14 protein-coding genes and 2 riboswitches are annotated in these 14,761 nt (G+C 68.6%); of the genes, 9 read left to right on the top strand and 5 right to left on the bottom strand.

Features of this window, described 5'->3' with window-relative positions; all coding sequences use genetic code 11:
- Positions 1 to 76 precede the first annotated feature (76 nt).
- Together EBE87_RS12245 and EBE87_RS12240 are read right to left on the bottom strand one after the other, a co-directional pair.
- Positions 77 to 850 (bottom strand): AraC family transcriptional regulator, encoded by a 774-nt coding sequence (locus tag EBE87_RS12245; RefSeq protein WP_120638595.1) that lies wholly within the window; start codon positions 848 to 850, stop codon positions 77 to 79.
- A 366-nt stretch (positions 851 to 1,216) separates the two neighbouring features.
- Positions 1,217 to 2,110, bottom strand: coding sequence for an SDR family oxidoreductase (locus EBE87_RS12240; protein WP_120638594.1), 894 nt, complete (start codon positions 2,108 to 2,110; stop codon positions 1,217 to 1,219).
- 93 nt (positions 2,111 to 2,203) lie between these two features.
- Between EBE87_RS12240 and EBE87_RS12235 the strand changes: the two genes are divergently transcribed.
- The 4 genes from EBE87_RS12235 to EBE87_RS30745 all read left to right on the top strand — a co-directional run bounded on the left by EBE87_RS12235 (position 2,204) and on the right by EBE87_RS30745 (position 6,030).
- Positions 2,204 to 3,043, top strand: coding sequence for a helix-turn-helix transcriptional regulator (locus tag EBE87_RS12235; protein WP_199707403.1), 840 nt, complete (start codon positions 2,204 to 2,206; stop codon positions 3,041 to 3,043).
- Positions 3,044 to 3,402: 359 nt separating this feature from the next.
- On the top strand, positions 3,403 to 4,062 hold the full coding sequence (locus EBE87_RS12230; RefSeq protein ID WP_120638593.1) for a GNAT family N-acetyltransferase: 660 nt from the start codon (positions 3,403 to 3,405) through the stop codon (positions 4,060 to 4,062).
- Positions 4,063 to 4,229: 167 nt separating this feature from the next.
- On the top strand, positions 4,230 to 5,498 hold the full coding sequence (locus EBE87_RS12225; protein WP_199707401.1) for an MFS transporter: 1,269 nt from the start codon (positions 4,230 to 4,232) through the stop codon (positions 5,496 to 5,498).
- Between the two features lie 115 nt (positions 5,499 to 5,613).
- Positions 5,614 to 6,030 carry a DksA/TraR family C4-type zinc finger protein gene (locus tag EBE87_RS30745; protein ID WP_456316277.1) on the top strand — a complete coding sequence of 139 codons (417 nt, stop codon included), beginning with the start codon at positions 5,614 to 5,616 and terminating at the stop codon, positions 6,028 to 6,030.
- Between the two features lie 79 nt (positions 6,031 to 6,109).
- On the opposite strand, the gene rnhA is transcribed toward EBE87_RS30745, so the two are convergent.
- Genes rnhA through ispH form a run of 3 tightly spaced genes read right to left on the bottom strand, consistent with a single transcriptional unit; the run spans position 6,110 to position 8,544 of the window.
- On the bottom strand, positions 6,110 to 6,589 hold the full coding sequence (rnhA, locus tag EBE87_RS12215; RefSeq protein WP_120638590.1) for a ribonuclease HI: 480 nt from the start codon (positions 6,587 to 6,589) through the stop codon (positions 6,110 to 6,112).
- Entirely contained in the window at positions 6,579 to 7,553 is a 975-nt protein-coding gene (locus EBE87_RS12210) for a homoserine kinase (RefSeq protein ID WP_120638589.1), read from the bottom strand. The genes rnhA and EBE87_RS12210 overlap by 11 nt, the downstream gene beginning before the upstream one ends.
- 16 nt (positions 7,554 to 7,569) lie before the next feature.
- Positions 7,570 to 8,544 carry a 4-hydroxy-3-methylbut-2-enyl diphosphate reductase gene (gene ispH / locus EBE87_RS12205; protein ID WP_120638588.1) on the bottom strand — a complete coding sequence of 325 codons (975 nt, stop codon included), beginning with the start codon at positions 8,542 to 8,544 and terminating at the stop codon, positions 7,570 to 7,572.
- A gap of 111 nt (positions 8,545 to 8,655) precedes the next feature.
- Here ispH and EBE87_RS12200 point away from each other — a divergent pair, with 111 nt between their 5' ends.
- The 5 genes from EBE87_RS12200 (at position 8,656) to gcvP (ending at position 14,453) form a co-directional block, all read left to right on the top strand.
- Entirely contained in the window at positions 8,656 to 9,213 is a 558-nt protein-coding gene (locus tag EBE87_RS12200; RefSeq protein ID WP_120638587.1) for a hypothetical protein, read from the top strand.
- A 4-nt stretch (positions 9,214 to 9,217) separates the two neighbouring features.
- Entirely contained in the window at positions 9,218 to 9,778 is a 561-nt protein-coding gene (locus EBE87_RS12195; RefSeq protein ID WP_233553234.1) for a histidine phosphatase family protein, read from the top strand.
- A gap of 56 nt (positions 9,779 to 9,834) precedes the next feature.
- Positions 9,835 to 9,936, top strand: a riboswitch (glycine riboswitch).
- 4 nt (positions 9,937 to 9,940) lie between these two features.
- Positions 9,941 to 10,021, top strand: a riboswitch (glycine riboswitch).
- Between the two features lie 50 nt (positions 10,022 to 10,071).
- A complete protein-coding gene (gcvT, locus tag EBE87_RS12190; RefSeq protein ID WP_120638586.1) occupies positions 10,072 to 11,178 on the top strand; it encodes a glycine cleavage system aminomethyltransferase GcvT in 1,107 nt (368 codons plus the stop codon).
- Positions 11,179 to 11,190: 12 nt separating this feature from the next.
- Positions 11,191 to 11,565, top strand: coding sequence for a glycine cleavage system protein GcvH (gene gcvH / locus EBE87_RS12185; RefSeq protein WP_120638585.1), 375 nt, complete (start codon positions 11,191 to 11,193; stop codon positions 11,563 to 11,565).
- On the top strand, positions 11,565 to 14,453 hold the full coding sequence (gene gcvP, locus EBE87_RS12180; protein ID WP_120638584.1) for an aminomethyl-transferring glycine dehydrogenase: 2,889 nt from the start codon (positions 11,565 to 11,567) through the stop codon (positions 14,451 to 14,453). The genes gcvH and gcvP overlap by 1 nt, the downstream gene beginning before the upstream one ends.
- The last annotated feature ends 308 nt before the right edge of the window (positions 14,454 to 14,761 follow it).

Genomic DNA, 14,761 nt, shown 5'->3' with positions numbered 1-14,761 from the left:
GCCGCAGTTGGACTGGCTTTGCCCATCTCGCCGCCACCATCATCAACCTACGCATCGCTGCGTCCGGTCACAGACCCTAGTCCTCGCCGGATCGGGCCATCGAGGGGGAGCGCCCGGTGTGCTGGCGGAAGAGCCGCGCGAGGTGGGAAGGCGAGGCCAGGCCCACGGCATGCGCCGCGGCCAGAACACCCTGGCCTGTCCCGATGCGCCGGGCCGCTTCCCGCACGCGCAGCTCGCCCAGGTAATCCGCGATGCTGCGCCCGAGATGCCGCCGGAAGAGCCGGGTCATCTGGCGGCGCGAAAGGCCAAAGCGGGCCGCGAGGCTGTCCAGGGGCTGCGGCTCGTGCAACTGGGCGCGCAGGTGCTCCGCGATGGCCTGGACCACGGCGGCGCCGTGTTGTGCCGGAGCAGGTTCGAGCCCGGCCTCGGTTGCTTCCTCCAGAAGCAGGCGCTCGGCCAGCCGGGCCCGTCCGGAGCCTTCGGGCAGCGCATCCCAGTAGCTCAGCAACGGCAGCATGCCCGGCCGCAGCAGGCCAAGCTGCCAACCCTGCCCCTGCAGCCAGCGGCTGAGGCGGGGTGTGGGCGTGTAGAGGACGATGTGCCGGTGCACCGCATCGGCGGCCCGGGTGCGATGACCCAGGCCGGGCGCCACGAGGAGTGCCTTGCCAGGCCGCAGCGGGGAGGCCACGCGTCGCCCCTCCAGTTGCACCAGCATCAGCCCCTGCCGCGGCAGCAGGAGCATGGCGCAGTCATGCGCGTGCCACTCGGTGGCGTAATCGGGCCCGGCTGCCGAAGCGGCCGCCCATTCGGCCCTGTCCAGGACGAAGACCATGGCCAGTCGATAAGCCATGTGACATCCCTCCGCGAGGAAAAAGCGCCCTCAGCGGCAGCACGACAGGGTCTGGCACTGCGGTCGTGACCGGATCCGATGACGCCATCATCCAGGCGGCAGGACTATCGAGAGGACTGCATCTGCCGACGGGATGCTGGCTGCCACGGTTGGCTGCAGGCAATCTTCGTTGGCTTCAGCTCGCCTCCTTTTGGGCCGCAGGCTGACTGCTGGCGATGGGAAGGATGCTCTTCGCATCGCGCGCACTTCGGTGGTGTGTCGCACCCCGCCTGTCGCCACGAGCCAGACATGCCAGCGCAGTCCCGCAACACCGTCAGGAACGGTGTCCACTGTTGCCGCACTTTGGTAACGCGCTGGCCTTTCCAATCAAGCGGCTCCGTAGTCCATCTCCCGCAGGTCGGTCAGCAGATCCGGCCCAGTTGGCTGCCAGGCCAGGCGTTCCCGCGTCAGGGCGCTGGAGGCTGCCATGTTGAGGCCGACGAACATAGCGAGCCAGCCGAAATGGTCCTGCGCCTTTTCGGGCGGCAGGGAGACGACCGGCACGCCCAGCCCGCGTCCCAGGGCCTCCGCGATGTCCCTGGCTGCCACGCCCTCCTCGTCCACCGCGTGGTAGCGGGCGCCGGGTTCTGCCCGCTCCAGGGCCAGCCGGTAAAGGCGGGCGACATCGAGAACATGGGCGGCGGACCAGCGGTTCATCCCGTCTCCGACATAGGCGGACACGCCCTTCGCGCGGGCAACCTGGACCAGGGGAGAGATCAGGCCCTGCCGGACGGTGTCGTGGACCTGCGGGAGCCGCATGACCGACAGATTGACGCCAGCCTCGAGCATTGCGGCACCAGCGAGCTCAGAGGCTTTCCGGGGGATCGGGTGCTTGGTGTTGAATACGTTCTCTCTGCTCAGTGTCCCGTCCCCTGGGTCGCCCATCCCGACGCCAGAAGTGATGATGAGCGGGCGGGTGGAACCGGCGAACTCTGCGCCCAGAGCCTCGATGGCGCGGCGGTCCTTCTCGCAATTCGCCAGCATGTTCGTGAAGTCATGGTCGAAGGCGCAGTGGATCACGCCGTCCGCCTGCGCCGCGCCTCGGCGCAGGCTGTCCAGGTCTTCCAGAGTTCCACGATGCACCTCTGCGCCGCTGGCAACGAGCGCCACAGCGCCCGCATCCGAGCGGGTCAGTCCCAGAACCTGATGACCCGCGCCGATGAGTTCGGGAATGATGCGCGAACCGATGAAGCCGGTCGCGCCGGTGACGAATACACGCATGTCAGAGTTCCATGGCCGTTTGGAGACCCTGGTATCCTCCCGCGCTAAATACTGTTAAAGTAGTGAACTTATCCTGGTATAAAGGCTAACAGGATGATGTCCATCGGGGTCGAAGATCGGCTCGGCGCCTATCTCAAGGCTCGGCGAACGCGCCTCGACCCCGCCGCGCTCGGCTTCGCCACTCAGCGCCGACGGACGGCGGGCCTGCGCCGCGAGGAGGTCGCCCAGCGCGCCAACATCAGCGTCACCTGGTACACCTGGCTGGAGCAAGGGCGCGGCGGCGCCCCGTCCGCCGACGTGCTGGACCGGATTGCCCGTGCGCTGATGCTGACCGACATCGAGCGCGAGCACCTCTTCCTCCTCGGCCTCGGGCGGCCGCCGGAGGTGCGCTACAGGGCGGCCGAGGGGGTCTCGCCGCGGCTGCAGCGCCTGCTTGATGCCCTCGAGTTCAGCCCCGCGATCATCAAGACCGCCACCTGGGACATCGTGGCGTGGAACCGGGCGGCCGTGGCGGTGCTGACGGACTATGGGGCGCTCCCTCCGGACCAGCGCAACGTCCTGCGCCTGATGTTCGGCCAGTCTCAAGTCCGGGCCGCCCAGCACGACTGGGAGAGCGTTGCCCGTTTCGTGGTGGGCGCCTTCAGGGCGGATGCGGCGCGGGCCGGTGCCCTGTCCGAGGTCCGCCAACTGGTGGAGGAACTGTGCCGGACGAGCCCGGAATTCGAGGCGCTCTGGCGCGAGAACGACGTGGGCGCCCACGGCGGGGGTACCAAACGCTTGCGCCATCCTACCCTCGGCATGCTGGAACTGGAGTACTCCTCCTTTGCGCTCGAGGAGCGGCCAGATCTCGGTATGATCGTCTACAACCCGGTCTCGCCCGCCGATGCGGCGCTGATACGCACCCTCATGACCGAGCAGAAATCCGCCACATAAGACCACGCACGTGCGGAGGCATCTTCGGCCGCTTCCGCCTACCCGTCTCCACGAAGCGGCCATTCCGCTCTCGGCCAGACCCGGCCATGACGGGTGGGCACTCTATCGGCCACCCGGATGGTTTAGCGGCTTTTCGCAAAGCGGACGTCGCTTTCCGGCTGCCTACGGACCGGATCGGGTGGGGAGAGCGTACACGGGTGGCATGGCCTACCGGGGGGCTGTTCCGCCTCCAGGAACAGAGGCTGGTCCAACAGACTGCTCGTCTCTCCCACATTGGTCGGCAGACTATGCTATGAATTGGCCCTTGCGGCGACCAATCTGACAGCTAAGCACTCTCGAAACGGACACGAGAGTTACCAATGGATCTATCGAACTGGCAGGGCGTGGCGCGTCCGGAACGAGTTGTGCTCGAAGGCCGTTACGCAAAGCTCGAACCGCTGGATGCGCGGCAGCACGGCGAGCAGTTGCTGGCCTCGGCTCGGCAGCCTGGTGCGGAGGATCGCTTCCGCTACTTGTTCGAGGCGCCTCCTACCGGGGAACAGGATTTCACGCCTTGGCTCGACAAGGCTGCCAGCTCAACCGATCCGCTGTTCTTCGCCGTGATCGATCGACAGACTGCGCGGGCAGAAGGTCGGCAAGCCTTGATGCGCATCGATCCTGTGCATGGCGTCATCGAGATTGGCAGTATTCTCTGGGGACCGGCCATCGCAGGCACCAGTGTCGCCACCGAGGCCCTCTATCTGTCGGCCAGCTACGTGTTCGACACGCTCGGCTACCGGCGCTTCGAATGGAAATGCCACAACCACAACGAGCCTTCCAAGCGGGCCGCCCAGCGTTTCGGCTTCACCTTCGAGGGCATATTCCGCCAGCACATGGTCCTCAAAGGCCAGAACCGCGACACGGCCTGGTTCGCGATGACGGACCAGGACTGGCCGCGTTTGAAAGCTGGCTATGAAGCCTGGCTGCGGCCGGAGAATTTCGACGCGGATATGCGGCAGAAGAGCAAGCTGGCTTTCTGACCCAAGAAGCCTTTGTGCACCTCAGAGACGATGCAAATCACAGTGATCCGGCCCTTCGTCTCTTTCATCGCGCTGGCGGCCAAACTGCTGCCCGCAGGATGCGCCGGAGGGTGGTGCTCCTGGGCCGCCGATCTCGTGGAGGGACGCGCATAATGGCGCTCCCTCGCATGTTCTTCGGTTGGCGTGTTGTAGGGGCGGCCTTCACTCTGGCGATGTTCGCCTGGGGCATCAGCTTCTACGGCCCTCCCATCTATCTCCAGGTCCTGCATACCTCGCGCGGCTGGCCGGTATCGGTCGTCTCTGGGGCCATTTCCGCGCACTTCCTGCTCGGCGCCGCTGTGGTCGCCAACCTCGCTGCCCTGCATCGTCGCTTCGGCCTTGTTGCGGTCACCCGCGCTGGTGCGCTGTTCACGGCGGTCGGCTTGCTCGGCTGGGCTTTCGCGGCAGCCCCATGGCAACTCTATCTGGCCGCTCCGGTGAGCGGCGCCGGTTGGGCGCTGACCAGTGGCGCCGCGCTGAACGCGATGGTCTCTCCATGGTTCGCCCGCCGGCGTCCGGCCGCACTGGGAATGGCCTTCAACGGCGCCAGCATGGGGGGCGTGATCTTTTCCCCGCTCTGGGTCGTCCTCATCGCCAGCCTGGGCTTCCATGCGGCTGCCGGGATGGTGGCCGCCTCCGTCATCGGCGTGACATGGGTGCTGTCGAGGCTCTATCTCAGCCGCACCCCTGCGAGTATGAACTTGCTGCCCGACGGCGACTTGGCCCCGCAGCAAGTAGGTCCAGCCGAGGCGGCGCCGCGCGGAACGGATGCGGCGGCTCTCAGGAACCCCTGGCGTGACCGGCGCTTCCTGACCCTTGCAGCGGCTACGACCTTCGGGTTCGTGGCGCAGGTCGGTCTGGTAGCGCACCTCTTCTCCTTGCTTGTGCCCACCCTGGGTGCGGGCGGCGCGGGCCTGACCATGGGTGGGGTGACAGTCTGCGCCGTCGGCGGACGTTCCCTGCTCGGGGCGGTGATGCCGCCGGGGGCAGACCGGCGGGTGGTGACCGCCGCCAATGCCGGAATGCAGGCTATCGGATCGGTGGTGCTCCTCTGTGCTGGGTCCTCCGTGCCATTGCTGCTGTTCGGTTGCGCGTTGTTCGGGTTGGGCCTGGGCAACAGCACCTCACTGCCGCCGCTCATTGCGCAAGCCGAGTTCCGCTCCGCTGACGTGGCGCGGGTCGTGGGGCTGGTCACAGCCATCAGTCAGGCGGGATACGCCTTTGCACCGGCTGCCTTCGGCCTGCTGCGCGACCTCGGCGCGACAGGGTTCTCGATCAACGAGGGCATCTTGCCCTTCGCCGCCGCAGCCCTTGTTCAGCTCGCGTCGGCCGGAGCGCTGCTGTTGCGACCAAAATCCGCTAAGACCGCTTCGCACGCTCCCCAGAGGCTCTGCTGATCGAGAGGGAGCTGTGAGTGGTCGGCCGTGCGTCTGTACCAGGCACCGGCACCGGGCTTCGGTCCCCTCTGGTCACCAGGCGGCTGCCAGCCGCGCTTTTCGCTATTTGGCAGCCATGAGCGGACCGGCAGCTTCCGGCCAGGACCTGACCGTGCCGCCTGGGCGTGGAAGCCGCTTCGCGCTTCGGTGCGCCAGGGCGTTCATTGAAAACGCCGCCGCTGGCGACCATCTGAAGCGGCCTCGACTGCAATCAAGCCAGGTGGTGAAGATGGCGAGTGGATGGGCTCCGGACAGCGCTGTGCAGGACCAGATCGACGACACCGTTACGGATGGCGTGTCGAGGGCGCGCGCCCACCTCCCGACAGGGGAGGGAGCCACGCATTGCCTCGAATGTGGCGAGGAGATCCCGGCGGCACGGCGCCACGCGCTTCTTGGGGTGAAGACCTGCGTCACCTGCCAGTCAGCCCTAGACAGCCGCCCGGTGAGCATTGGATTCAACCGCAGGGGCAGCAAGGACAGCCAACTCAAGTAGGGTCGAACTCACGGCCCGGTATCCGCTGTCTCCAGCTGGGCGCGTGGGGTAAGCGTGCTGATCTCCTTCGACGGGCACATCAGCCCTGCCCGGAATCCCGAGCGATCGTGGCCAGCTTGTCGGCGCGCTCGTTCATCGGGTCGCCGGCATGGCCGCGCACCCAGCGCCATTCCACCTTGTGTGGCTTGGCGGCGGCCAGCAGGCGCTGCCATAGCTCGTAATTCGCCACCGGGTCCTTGGCGGCGTTGCGCCAGTTGTTGCGCACCCAGCCATGGATCCAGCGGCTGATGCCGTTGCGGACATATTCGCTGTCCGTGTGCAGGATGACGGTGCAGGGGCGCTTCAGCGCTTCCAGCGCGTTGGCGGCCGCCGTCAGTTCCATGCGGTTGTTGGTGGTGGCGGGGTCGTGGCCGGAGAGTTCCTTCTCCACCTCGCCGAACTTCAGGATCGCGGCCCAGCCGCCCGGGCCGGGGTTCGGCTTGCAGCCGCCATCGGTCCAGATCTCCACCACGCGCTCGGCAGCCTCGGGCGGGGCGGATTCGAAAACGTCAGAGGCCATAGGCGTGGATATCCTGGGCTGCGGCATGGAAGCGCAGGCGCTTGAGGTATTCCAGCGGGTCCTTGCGCGTCACCATCGCGCCCGCTGGCGTATGGGTCCAGTCAAAGAGCCGCGTCAGCAGGAAGCGCATGGCCGCGCCCCGGCAGAGCACCGGCAGCGCCGCCAGTTCCGCCTCCGTCAGCGGGCGCAGGGACTGGTAGGCATGGATCATGGCCCGTGCCTTGGTGATGTTGAAGGAGAAGTCCGGCTCGAAGCACCAGGCATTGAGGCAGATGGCCAGGTCATAGGCCAGGAAGTCGGTGCAGGCGAAGTAGAAGTCGATCAGGCCGGAGACGCGCGGCGCGCCCCCGGCATCGTCCAGGAAGAAGACATTGTCGGGAAAGAGGTCGGCATGGATCTGCCCGCGCGGCAGGTCCCGCGGCCAGGCGCGCAGGATGCCTTCCAGCTGCCCGTCCAGTTCCGCGATCAGGCCGGGCTGCACCGCGTCGCCGCCGGCCCGGCAGCGGTCCAGCAGCGGCGCCCAGGATTGCGGGCCGAGGCTGTTGGGGCGCTCGGCGGTGAAGCCGGTGCCGGCGGCATGCAGTTCCGCCAGCGCGGCACCCAGCGGGCCGCAATGGCCCTGGCGCACGCGGCGCGGCCAGACGCCGGGCAGGAAGGTGCAGATGGCGGCGGGGCGGCCGCACAGCTCGCGCAGCGCCTCCCCATCCCGTGCCGCCACGGGCTGGGGGCAGGAAAGGCCATGCGCCGCCAGGTGCCGCATCAGGCCCAGGAACCAGGGCAGCTCCGCCGGGTCCACCCGCTTCTCGTAGAGCGTGAGGATATAGTCGCCGGTGGTGGTCTTCAGCGCGTAGTTGCTGTTCTCCACGCCTTCCGCGATGCCGCGGAAGGCGACCAGCTCGCCCAGGGAATAGTCGGAGAGATAGGCGCGCAGCGCCTCGTCCGAGATCTCGGTATAGACAGCCATGGTCAGCGGGCGCCGTTCAGCGGTTGGGGCGCTGCATCGGCGGCACGCGGAAGGTGATGTCCTCCACCGCCACCACCACTTCCTCGGTGGTCACCGTGAAGCGTTCCCGCAGCCGGGTCAGCACTTCCTCCACCAGGATCTCGGGCGCGCTGGCGCCGGCGGTCAGGCCGAGGATGGAGACGCCATCGACCTCCGCCGGGTCCAGGTCCGCGCCGCGCTGCACCATGATGGCGCGGGGGCAGCCGGAGCGGCTGGCCACTTCCCGCAGCCGCACGCTGTTGGAGGAATTGGGCGCGCCCACCACGATCACCATGTCGGACCGCGCCGCGATGGCCTTGACCGCCGCCTGCCGGTTGGTGGTGGCGTAGCAGATGTCTTCCTTGCCCGGCCCGGTGATGTCGGGGAAGCGCGCCTTCAGCGCCGCCACGATCTCGGCCGTGTCATCGACGGACAGGGTGGTCTGGGTGGTGAAGGCCAGCGGGCGCTCGGGCGGCTGGATGCGCGCGACATCCTCCACCGTTTCCACCAGCGTGACGGCATCGGGCGGCAACTGGCCCAGGGTGCCGACCACCTCGGGGTGCCCGGCATGGCCAATCAGCAGGATATGGCGGCCGGCGGCCTCATGGCGCTCGGCCTCCCGGTGCACCTTGCTCACCAGGGGGCAGGTGGCATCGAGGTACATCATGTTGCGCCGGCGCGCCTCGGCGGGCACCGACTTCGGCACGCCATGGGCGGAGAAGACCACCGGCGCGTCCTCCGGCACCTCCTCCAGCTCCTCGACGAAGATGGCGCCCTGGGCCTCCAGGTTCTGCACCACGAATTTATTGTGCACGATTTCGTGCCGCACATAGACAGGTGCGCCGAACTTCCCGATCGCCTGCTCGACGATCTTGATGGCACGGTCGACGCCGGCGCAGAAGCCGCGTGGGCCCGCCAGCAGCACGTGAAGGGACGGCTTAGGGTCGGCGGGGGTGGTCAGCGGGGCGGTCATGCTTGCGTCTGGGCCGGAGGCGTGGTGGTTGCGGGAAAGATCGGTCGCGGCGCGGCGGGGGGCGAGGGTGCATCCCGTCCGATTGGCCGCACTAAGGGGAAGAGTGGCAGCATGGTCAAGGCGCGGAACCTTCTGAACGGATGCATCGCAGGCGGCCTGGCGCTTCTGCTGGCCGGTTGCGGGGAGCGCGCGCCCGTCAACCTGCTGGAAAACGCGCAGGCGCCCTGCCCGCAGGTGGGGGTGATTTCCGATGCCGCCGACCTGACGCGCTTCCGCGCGGGCGGCGGGTCGGATCTGACGGCGCTGGTGGTCAATGCGCAGGTCTCCGGCTTCCAGGCCAAATGCGACTACACGTCCCGGCGGGATGGGCTGGTGGTGACGCTGGTCCCCGATTTCTCGGCCGAGCGCGGCCCGGCGGCGGCCGGACCCTCGATCGACATCCCCTATATGGTGGCCGTGGTGGATGATAACGACCGCGTGGTCTCCCGCGCCGAATATTCCCTGCGGGTCAGCTTCCCGCCCAATGTCGCCAAGGTGAAGAGCACCGGCGAGGAACTGAGCATCACCCTGACCGGCGGCGTGGACGCGGCCGCCCGGCGCCGCGTGCTGGTAGGCTTCGTGCTGAGCCCGGAGGAACTGGCCACCAACCGCCGCCGCGGCCCGCGCTGAGGCGGTGCTGCATTTCATCACCCATCCGGAGGTGATGATCGACCCGGCGGTGCCGGTGCCGCGCTGGCCGCTGGCGCCCACCGGCATCGCCCGCATGCGGGCCCTGGCGGCGCTGCCGGAGATGGCGGGGCTGCGCGCCGTCTGGGCCAGCACGGAATGCAAGGCCATTGAGGGGGCGGGCATCCTGGCCGCCCGCTTCGGCCTGCCGGTGCGGGTGCTGGAGGCGCTGGGCGAGAATGACCGCAGCGCCACGGGCTACCTGCCCGAGACGGAATTCCAGGCAGTGGCCGACCAGTTCTTTGCCCGACCGGAGGAGAGCGTGCGTGGCTGGGAGCGGGCGGTGGATGCCCAGGCCCGCATCGTCGCGGCCGTAGCCAAGGTCCGGGAGGAATCGCCGGACGGGCCGGTGGCCGTCGTGGCCCATGGCGGCGTGGGCGCGCTGCTGCGGGCGCATCTGGCCGGTGCGCCGATTGCCCGCTGCTGGGACCAGCCTGGGGCGGGTTGCCGCTTTATCGTGCAGCCGGGGCAGCCGCCGGGGTCATGGATGCCACTTCCGGCTGCCTGAACGCGCAAGATCGTGTTGCGCCCGGCGCGCCCCTGGGGCACAGAGGGGCCACCCGCTGATCCCACGCGGGAGAGAATGGCGCCCCGGGTCCGGGGTGCTGTCGCCGAAGGCGCAACCGGCCCCCGGAAACGCTCAGGCAGAAGGGCCGCGTGGGGAAGGGGACTCTGGAAAGCCCGGCCTCAAAACCGGCACCGACGGAGTAAGGCGCGAGGCGCGCTGAATCTCTCAGGTCATCGGACAGAGGGGGGCCACGAACCCTGACGCGCCGCACCCGTTGCGGCGATGGAGGCTGCGTGGCCGATTCGACCGAGACGCTTCTCGAAACCCCCCTGGCATCCCTGCACCGGGAGCTGGGCGCGCGCATGGTGCCCTTCGCGGGCTATGCCATGCCTGTGCAGTACCCCGCCGGCATCATGGCCGAGCATCTGGCGACCCGCTCGGGCGCCGGGCTCTTCGATGTCTCCCACATGGGGCAGGCGGAGCTGGTGGGTGAGGGGGCGGCGGAGGCGCTGGAGCGCCTGACCCCGGCCGATGTGAAGATCCTGAAGCCCGGCCGGCAGAAATACGGGTTGCTGACCACCGAATCCGGCGGCGTCCTGGACGATTTCATGGTCGCCAATCTCGGCGACCGGCTGTTCCTGGTGCTGAATGCCAGCCGCAAGGACGTGGACTGCGCCGCCATCGAGGCCGTGCTGCCCGCCGGCGTGAGGCTCAACCGCCTGCCGGACCGCGCGCTGGTGGCCTTCCAGGGGCCGGGTGCCGTGGCGGCGCTGGCCACCATCGCCCCTGACGTTTCCGCCATGCGCTTCATGGATGTGCTGGCGGTGGAGATCGCCGGTATCACGACGCTGGTCAGCCGCAGCGGCTATACCGGCGAGGATGGCGTGGAAATCTCCGTCTCCGCCGAGGAAGCCGAGGAGCTCGCCCGCGCCCTGCTGGCGCTGCCCGGCGCGGTGCCGGCGGGCCTGGGCGCCCGCGATTCGCTGCGGCTCGAAGCCGGGCTCTGCCTCTACGGCAACGACATCGACGAGACGACCAGCCCGGTGGAGGCCAACCTCGTCTGGACCATCGGCAAGCGCCGCCGCACCGAATGGAACTTCCCCGGCGCCGAGCGGGTGCGGGAGGAGCTGGACAACGGCCCCAAGCGCCTGCGCGTCGGCATCCTGCCCGAAGGCCGCCAGCCCGCCCGTGGCCACACGCCCATCCAGGTGGGTGGCGAAGTGGTGGGCGAGGTCACCAGCGGCGGCTTCGGCCCCTCCCTGAACGGCCCCTGCGCCATGGGCTACGTGGCGCGTGAACACGCCGCCGACGGCACGGCGCTCGACCTGATGGTGCGCGGCAAGGCATCGCCCGCCCGTGTCGCGCCGACCCCCTTCTTCCCTCACCGCTACGCCCGATAAGGACCTGCCCCGATGGCCGAGATCAAGTTCACCAAGGACCATGAATGGGTGAAGCTGGAAGGTGGCGTGGCCACCATCGGCATCACCGAGCACGCGCAGAACGCGCTTGGCGACGTGGTGTTCGTCGAGCTGCCCGAGGCCGGCCGTGAAGTGGCCGCCGAGGAAGCCATCGCGGTGGTGGAAAGCGTGAAGGCCGCTTCCGACGTCTATGCCCCCATCGCCGGCAAGGTGGTGGAAGCCAACCAGGCGCTGGTGGACGACCCCTCGCTGGCCAATTCCGCGCCGACCGCCGAGGGCTGGTTCTTCAAGATCGAGCCCGCCGACCCGGCCGCCATCAACGCGCTGATGAGCGAATCCGACTACGCCTCCTTCGTGGACAGCCTCTGATGAGCAAGGCCCTCGACGCGCTGCTGGCGCTGGAAGACCACGGCGCCTTCGCCGAACGGCATATCGGCCCGTCGGGGGCCGAGATCGCGGCGATGCTGAAGGTGGTGGGCGCGGACAGCCTGGAAGCCCTGGCCGACCGCACCGTCCCCGCCGATATCCGCGGCCAGGATTTCGCCACCCTGCCGCCCCCGGCCACCGAGGCCGAGGCCATCGCCGAGCTTCGCGCGCTGTCTGAAAAGAACGTGCTGAAGAAGTCGCTGATCGGCATGGGCTATCACGGCACCCATGTGCCGCCGGTGATCCTGCGCAACGTGCTGGAGAACCCGGGCTGGTACACGGCCTATACGCCCTATCAGGCCGAGATCGCCCAGGGCCGCCTGGAAGCCCTGGTCAATTTCCAGACCATGGTGACGGACCTGACCGGCCTGCCGGTGGCCAATGCCTCCCTGCTGGATGAGGCGACGGCGGCCGCCGAGGCGATGGCCATCGCCCTGGCCGCCACCAAGGCCAAGTCCCGCACCATCCTGGTCGCCGCCGATGTGCATCCGCAGACCATCGCGGTGGTGCGGACACGCGCGGAGCCGCTGAACCTGACGGTCGAAGTGGTGGCGCCCGCCGCCATCGCGGAAGCCTGTGGCTCGAAAAAGCCCTTCGCGCTGCTGCTGCAATATCCCGGCACCACCGGCGAGGTGCGCGACATCGCGCCGGAGATCGCCGCCGTGCAGGCCGCCGGTGGCCTCGCCATCGTGGCGGCGGACCCGCTGTCCCTGGTGCTTTTGAAGGCGCCGGGCGAGATGGGCGCCGATGTGGTCATCGGTTCCTCCCAGCGCTTCGGCGTGCCGATGGGCTATGGCGGCCCGCATGCCGCCTTCATGGCGGTGAAGGATGCCTATAAGCGCCTGATGCCGGGCCGCCTCGTCGGCGTCTCCGTCGATGCCGCCGGCAAGCCCGCCATGCGCCTGGCGCTCCAGACGCGCGAGCAGCATATCCGGCGCGAGAAGGCGACCTCCAACATCTGCACCGCGCAGGTGCTGCTGGCGGTCATGGCCGGCATGTATGCCGTCTGGCACGGCCCCGAGGGCCTGCGCCGCATCGCCAAGCGCGTGGCGCTGCAGGCCCGGCTGCTGGCCGGCGCCGCCGAGGCCGCCGGCCTCAAGCTGCGCCACGACGCCTTCTTCGACACCATCACGGTGGAAGCCGGCGACAAGGCCGAGGCGATCTACCACGCGGCCTATGAGCGCGGCTTCAACCTGCGCAAGCTGGAAGGCGGCGCCTTGTCCATCGCGCTGGACGAGACCGTGACGCGCGCCGAGCTGATGACCCTGGCCGGCGTTCTGGGTGGCGCGGTGGACGAGCCGGCGGGCGGCATCCCGCAGGCGCTGGAGCGGCAGTCCGAGATCCTGACGGCGGCGGTGTTCCATACCCACCATGCCGAGCACGCGATGCTGCGCTACCTGAAGTCCCTGGAAGACAAGGACGTGGCGCTGAACCGCAGCATGATCCCGCTCGGTTCCTGCACCATGAAGCTGAATGCCACGGCGGAGATGATCCCCGTGACCTTCCCCGGCTTCGGCGAGATCCACCCCTTCGCGCCGGCCGACCAGGCGCAGGGCTACCTCGCCATGATCCGGCAGCTTGAGGACTGGCTGGCGACCATCACCGGCTTCGCCGCCGTATCCCTGCAGCCCAATGCGGGCAGCCAGGGCGAATATGCCGGGTTGCTGGCCATCCGCGCCTTCCACAAGGCCAATGGGCAGCACGTGCGCGATATCTGCCTGATCCCATCCTCCGCCCATGGCACCAACCCGGCCTCGGCCGCGATGGCCGGCATGCGGGTGGTGGTGGTCGGCTGCGACCGCGACGGCAACGTGGACCTGGAAGACCTCGAGGCCAAGATCGCGCAGCACAGCGAAAAGCTGTCAGCGCTGATGATCACCTATCCCTCGACGCATGGCGTGTTCGAGGAACAGATCATCCGCATCTGCGACCTCGTCCATCAAGCCGGCGGGCAGGTCTACATGGACGGCGCCAACATGAACGCGCAGGTGGGCCTGACCGCCCCCGGCCGCATCGGCGCCGATGTCTGCCACCTGAACCTGCACAAGACCTTCTGCATCCCGCATGGCGGCGGCGGCCCGGGCGTCGGCCCGATCGGCGTGGCCAAGCACCTGGCGCCGCACCTGCCGAACCACCCGCTGCTGCACGAGGCCGGTCCGGCCACCGGCTATGGCCCGGTCTCGGCCGCGCCCTTCGGCAGCGCGTCCATCCTGCCCATCTCCTACGCCTATATCCGCATGATGGGCGCGGAGGCGCTGACCCGTGCCACCCAGGTCGCCATCCTCAACGCCAACTACATCGCCAAGCGGCTCGATGGGCACTTCCCGGTGCTCTACAAGGGCGCGCGCGGCATGGTGGCGCATGAATGCATCCTGGACTGCCGCGGCTTCCAGCAGGGCGGCGGCGTGCTGGTCGAGGATATCGCCAAGCGCCTGCAGGACTACGGCTTCCACGCGCCGACCATGTCCTGGCCGGTGGCCGGCACGCTGATGGTGGAGCCCACCGAGAGCGAGACCCAGGCCGAGTTGGACCGCTTCTGCGATGCCATGATCGCCATCCGCGCCGAGATCCGCGCGGTGGAGCAGGGCCGCATGGACAAGGCCGACAACCCGCTGAAGAACGCCCCCCATACCGCCGAGGAAGTCATGGCGGTGGAATGGGCGCATCCCTACAGCCGGCAGGAAGCCGCCTTCCCGCTGCCTTACGTCGCCGCGCGCAAGTACTGGCCGCCGGTGAAGCGGGTGGACAATGTCTATGGCGACCGCAACCTGATCTGCACCTGCGCGCCGCTGGAAGACTACGCCAACGCAAATCAGATCGCGGCGGAATAAGACATCTCCGCGAGGGGGCCTCGTGCCCCCTGGCGGTCCGTGCGGCCTCTTGCCACCATGCGGCCTCGTATCAAGGAATGAGGCCGCGTGACGGATTTTGCCCCCTGGGACGTGCTCTCCTCCCGCACCGCGCTGCGGGACCGGTGGATCGACGTTACCGCCGATGCCTGCCGCGACGCCCGGGGCAATATCCTCGACCCTTTCTACACCTTCTCCTACCCCGACTGGGTGCAGGTGGTGGCGCTCACCTGCGATAACCGCATCGTGTTGGTGCGGCAGTATCGCCACGGCGCCCGGGCCCGCACGCG

The organism is Teichococcus wenyumeiae, assembly GCF_003696345.1.
Taxonomy (GTDB): domain Bacteria; phylum Pseudomonadota; class Alphaproteobacteria; order Acetobacterales; family Acetobacteraceae; genus Pseudoroseomonas; species Pseudoroseomonas wenyumeiae.
This window is presented reverse-complemented; position numbering and strand designations above follow the sequence as displayed.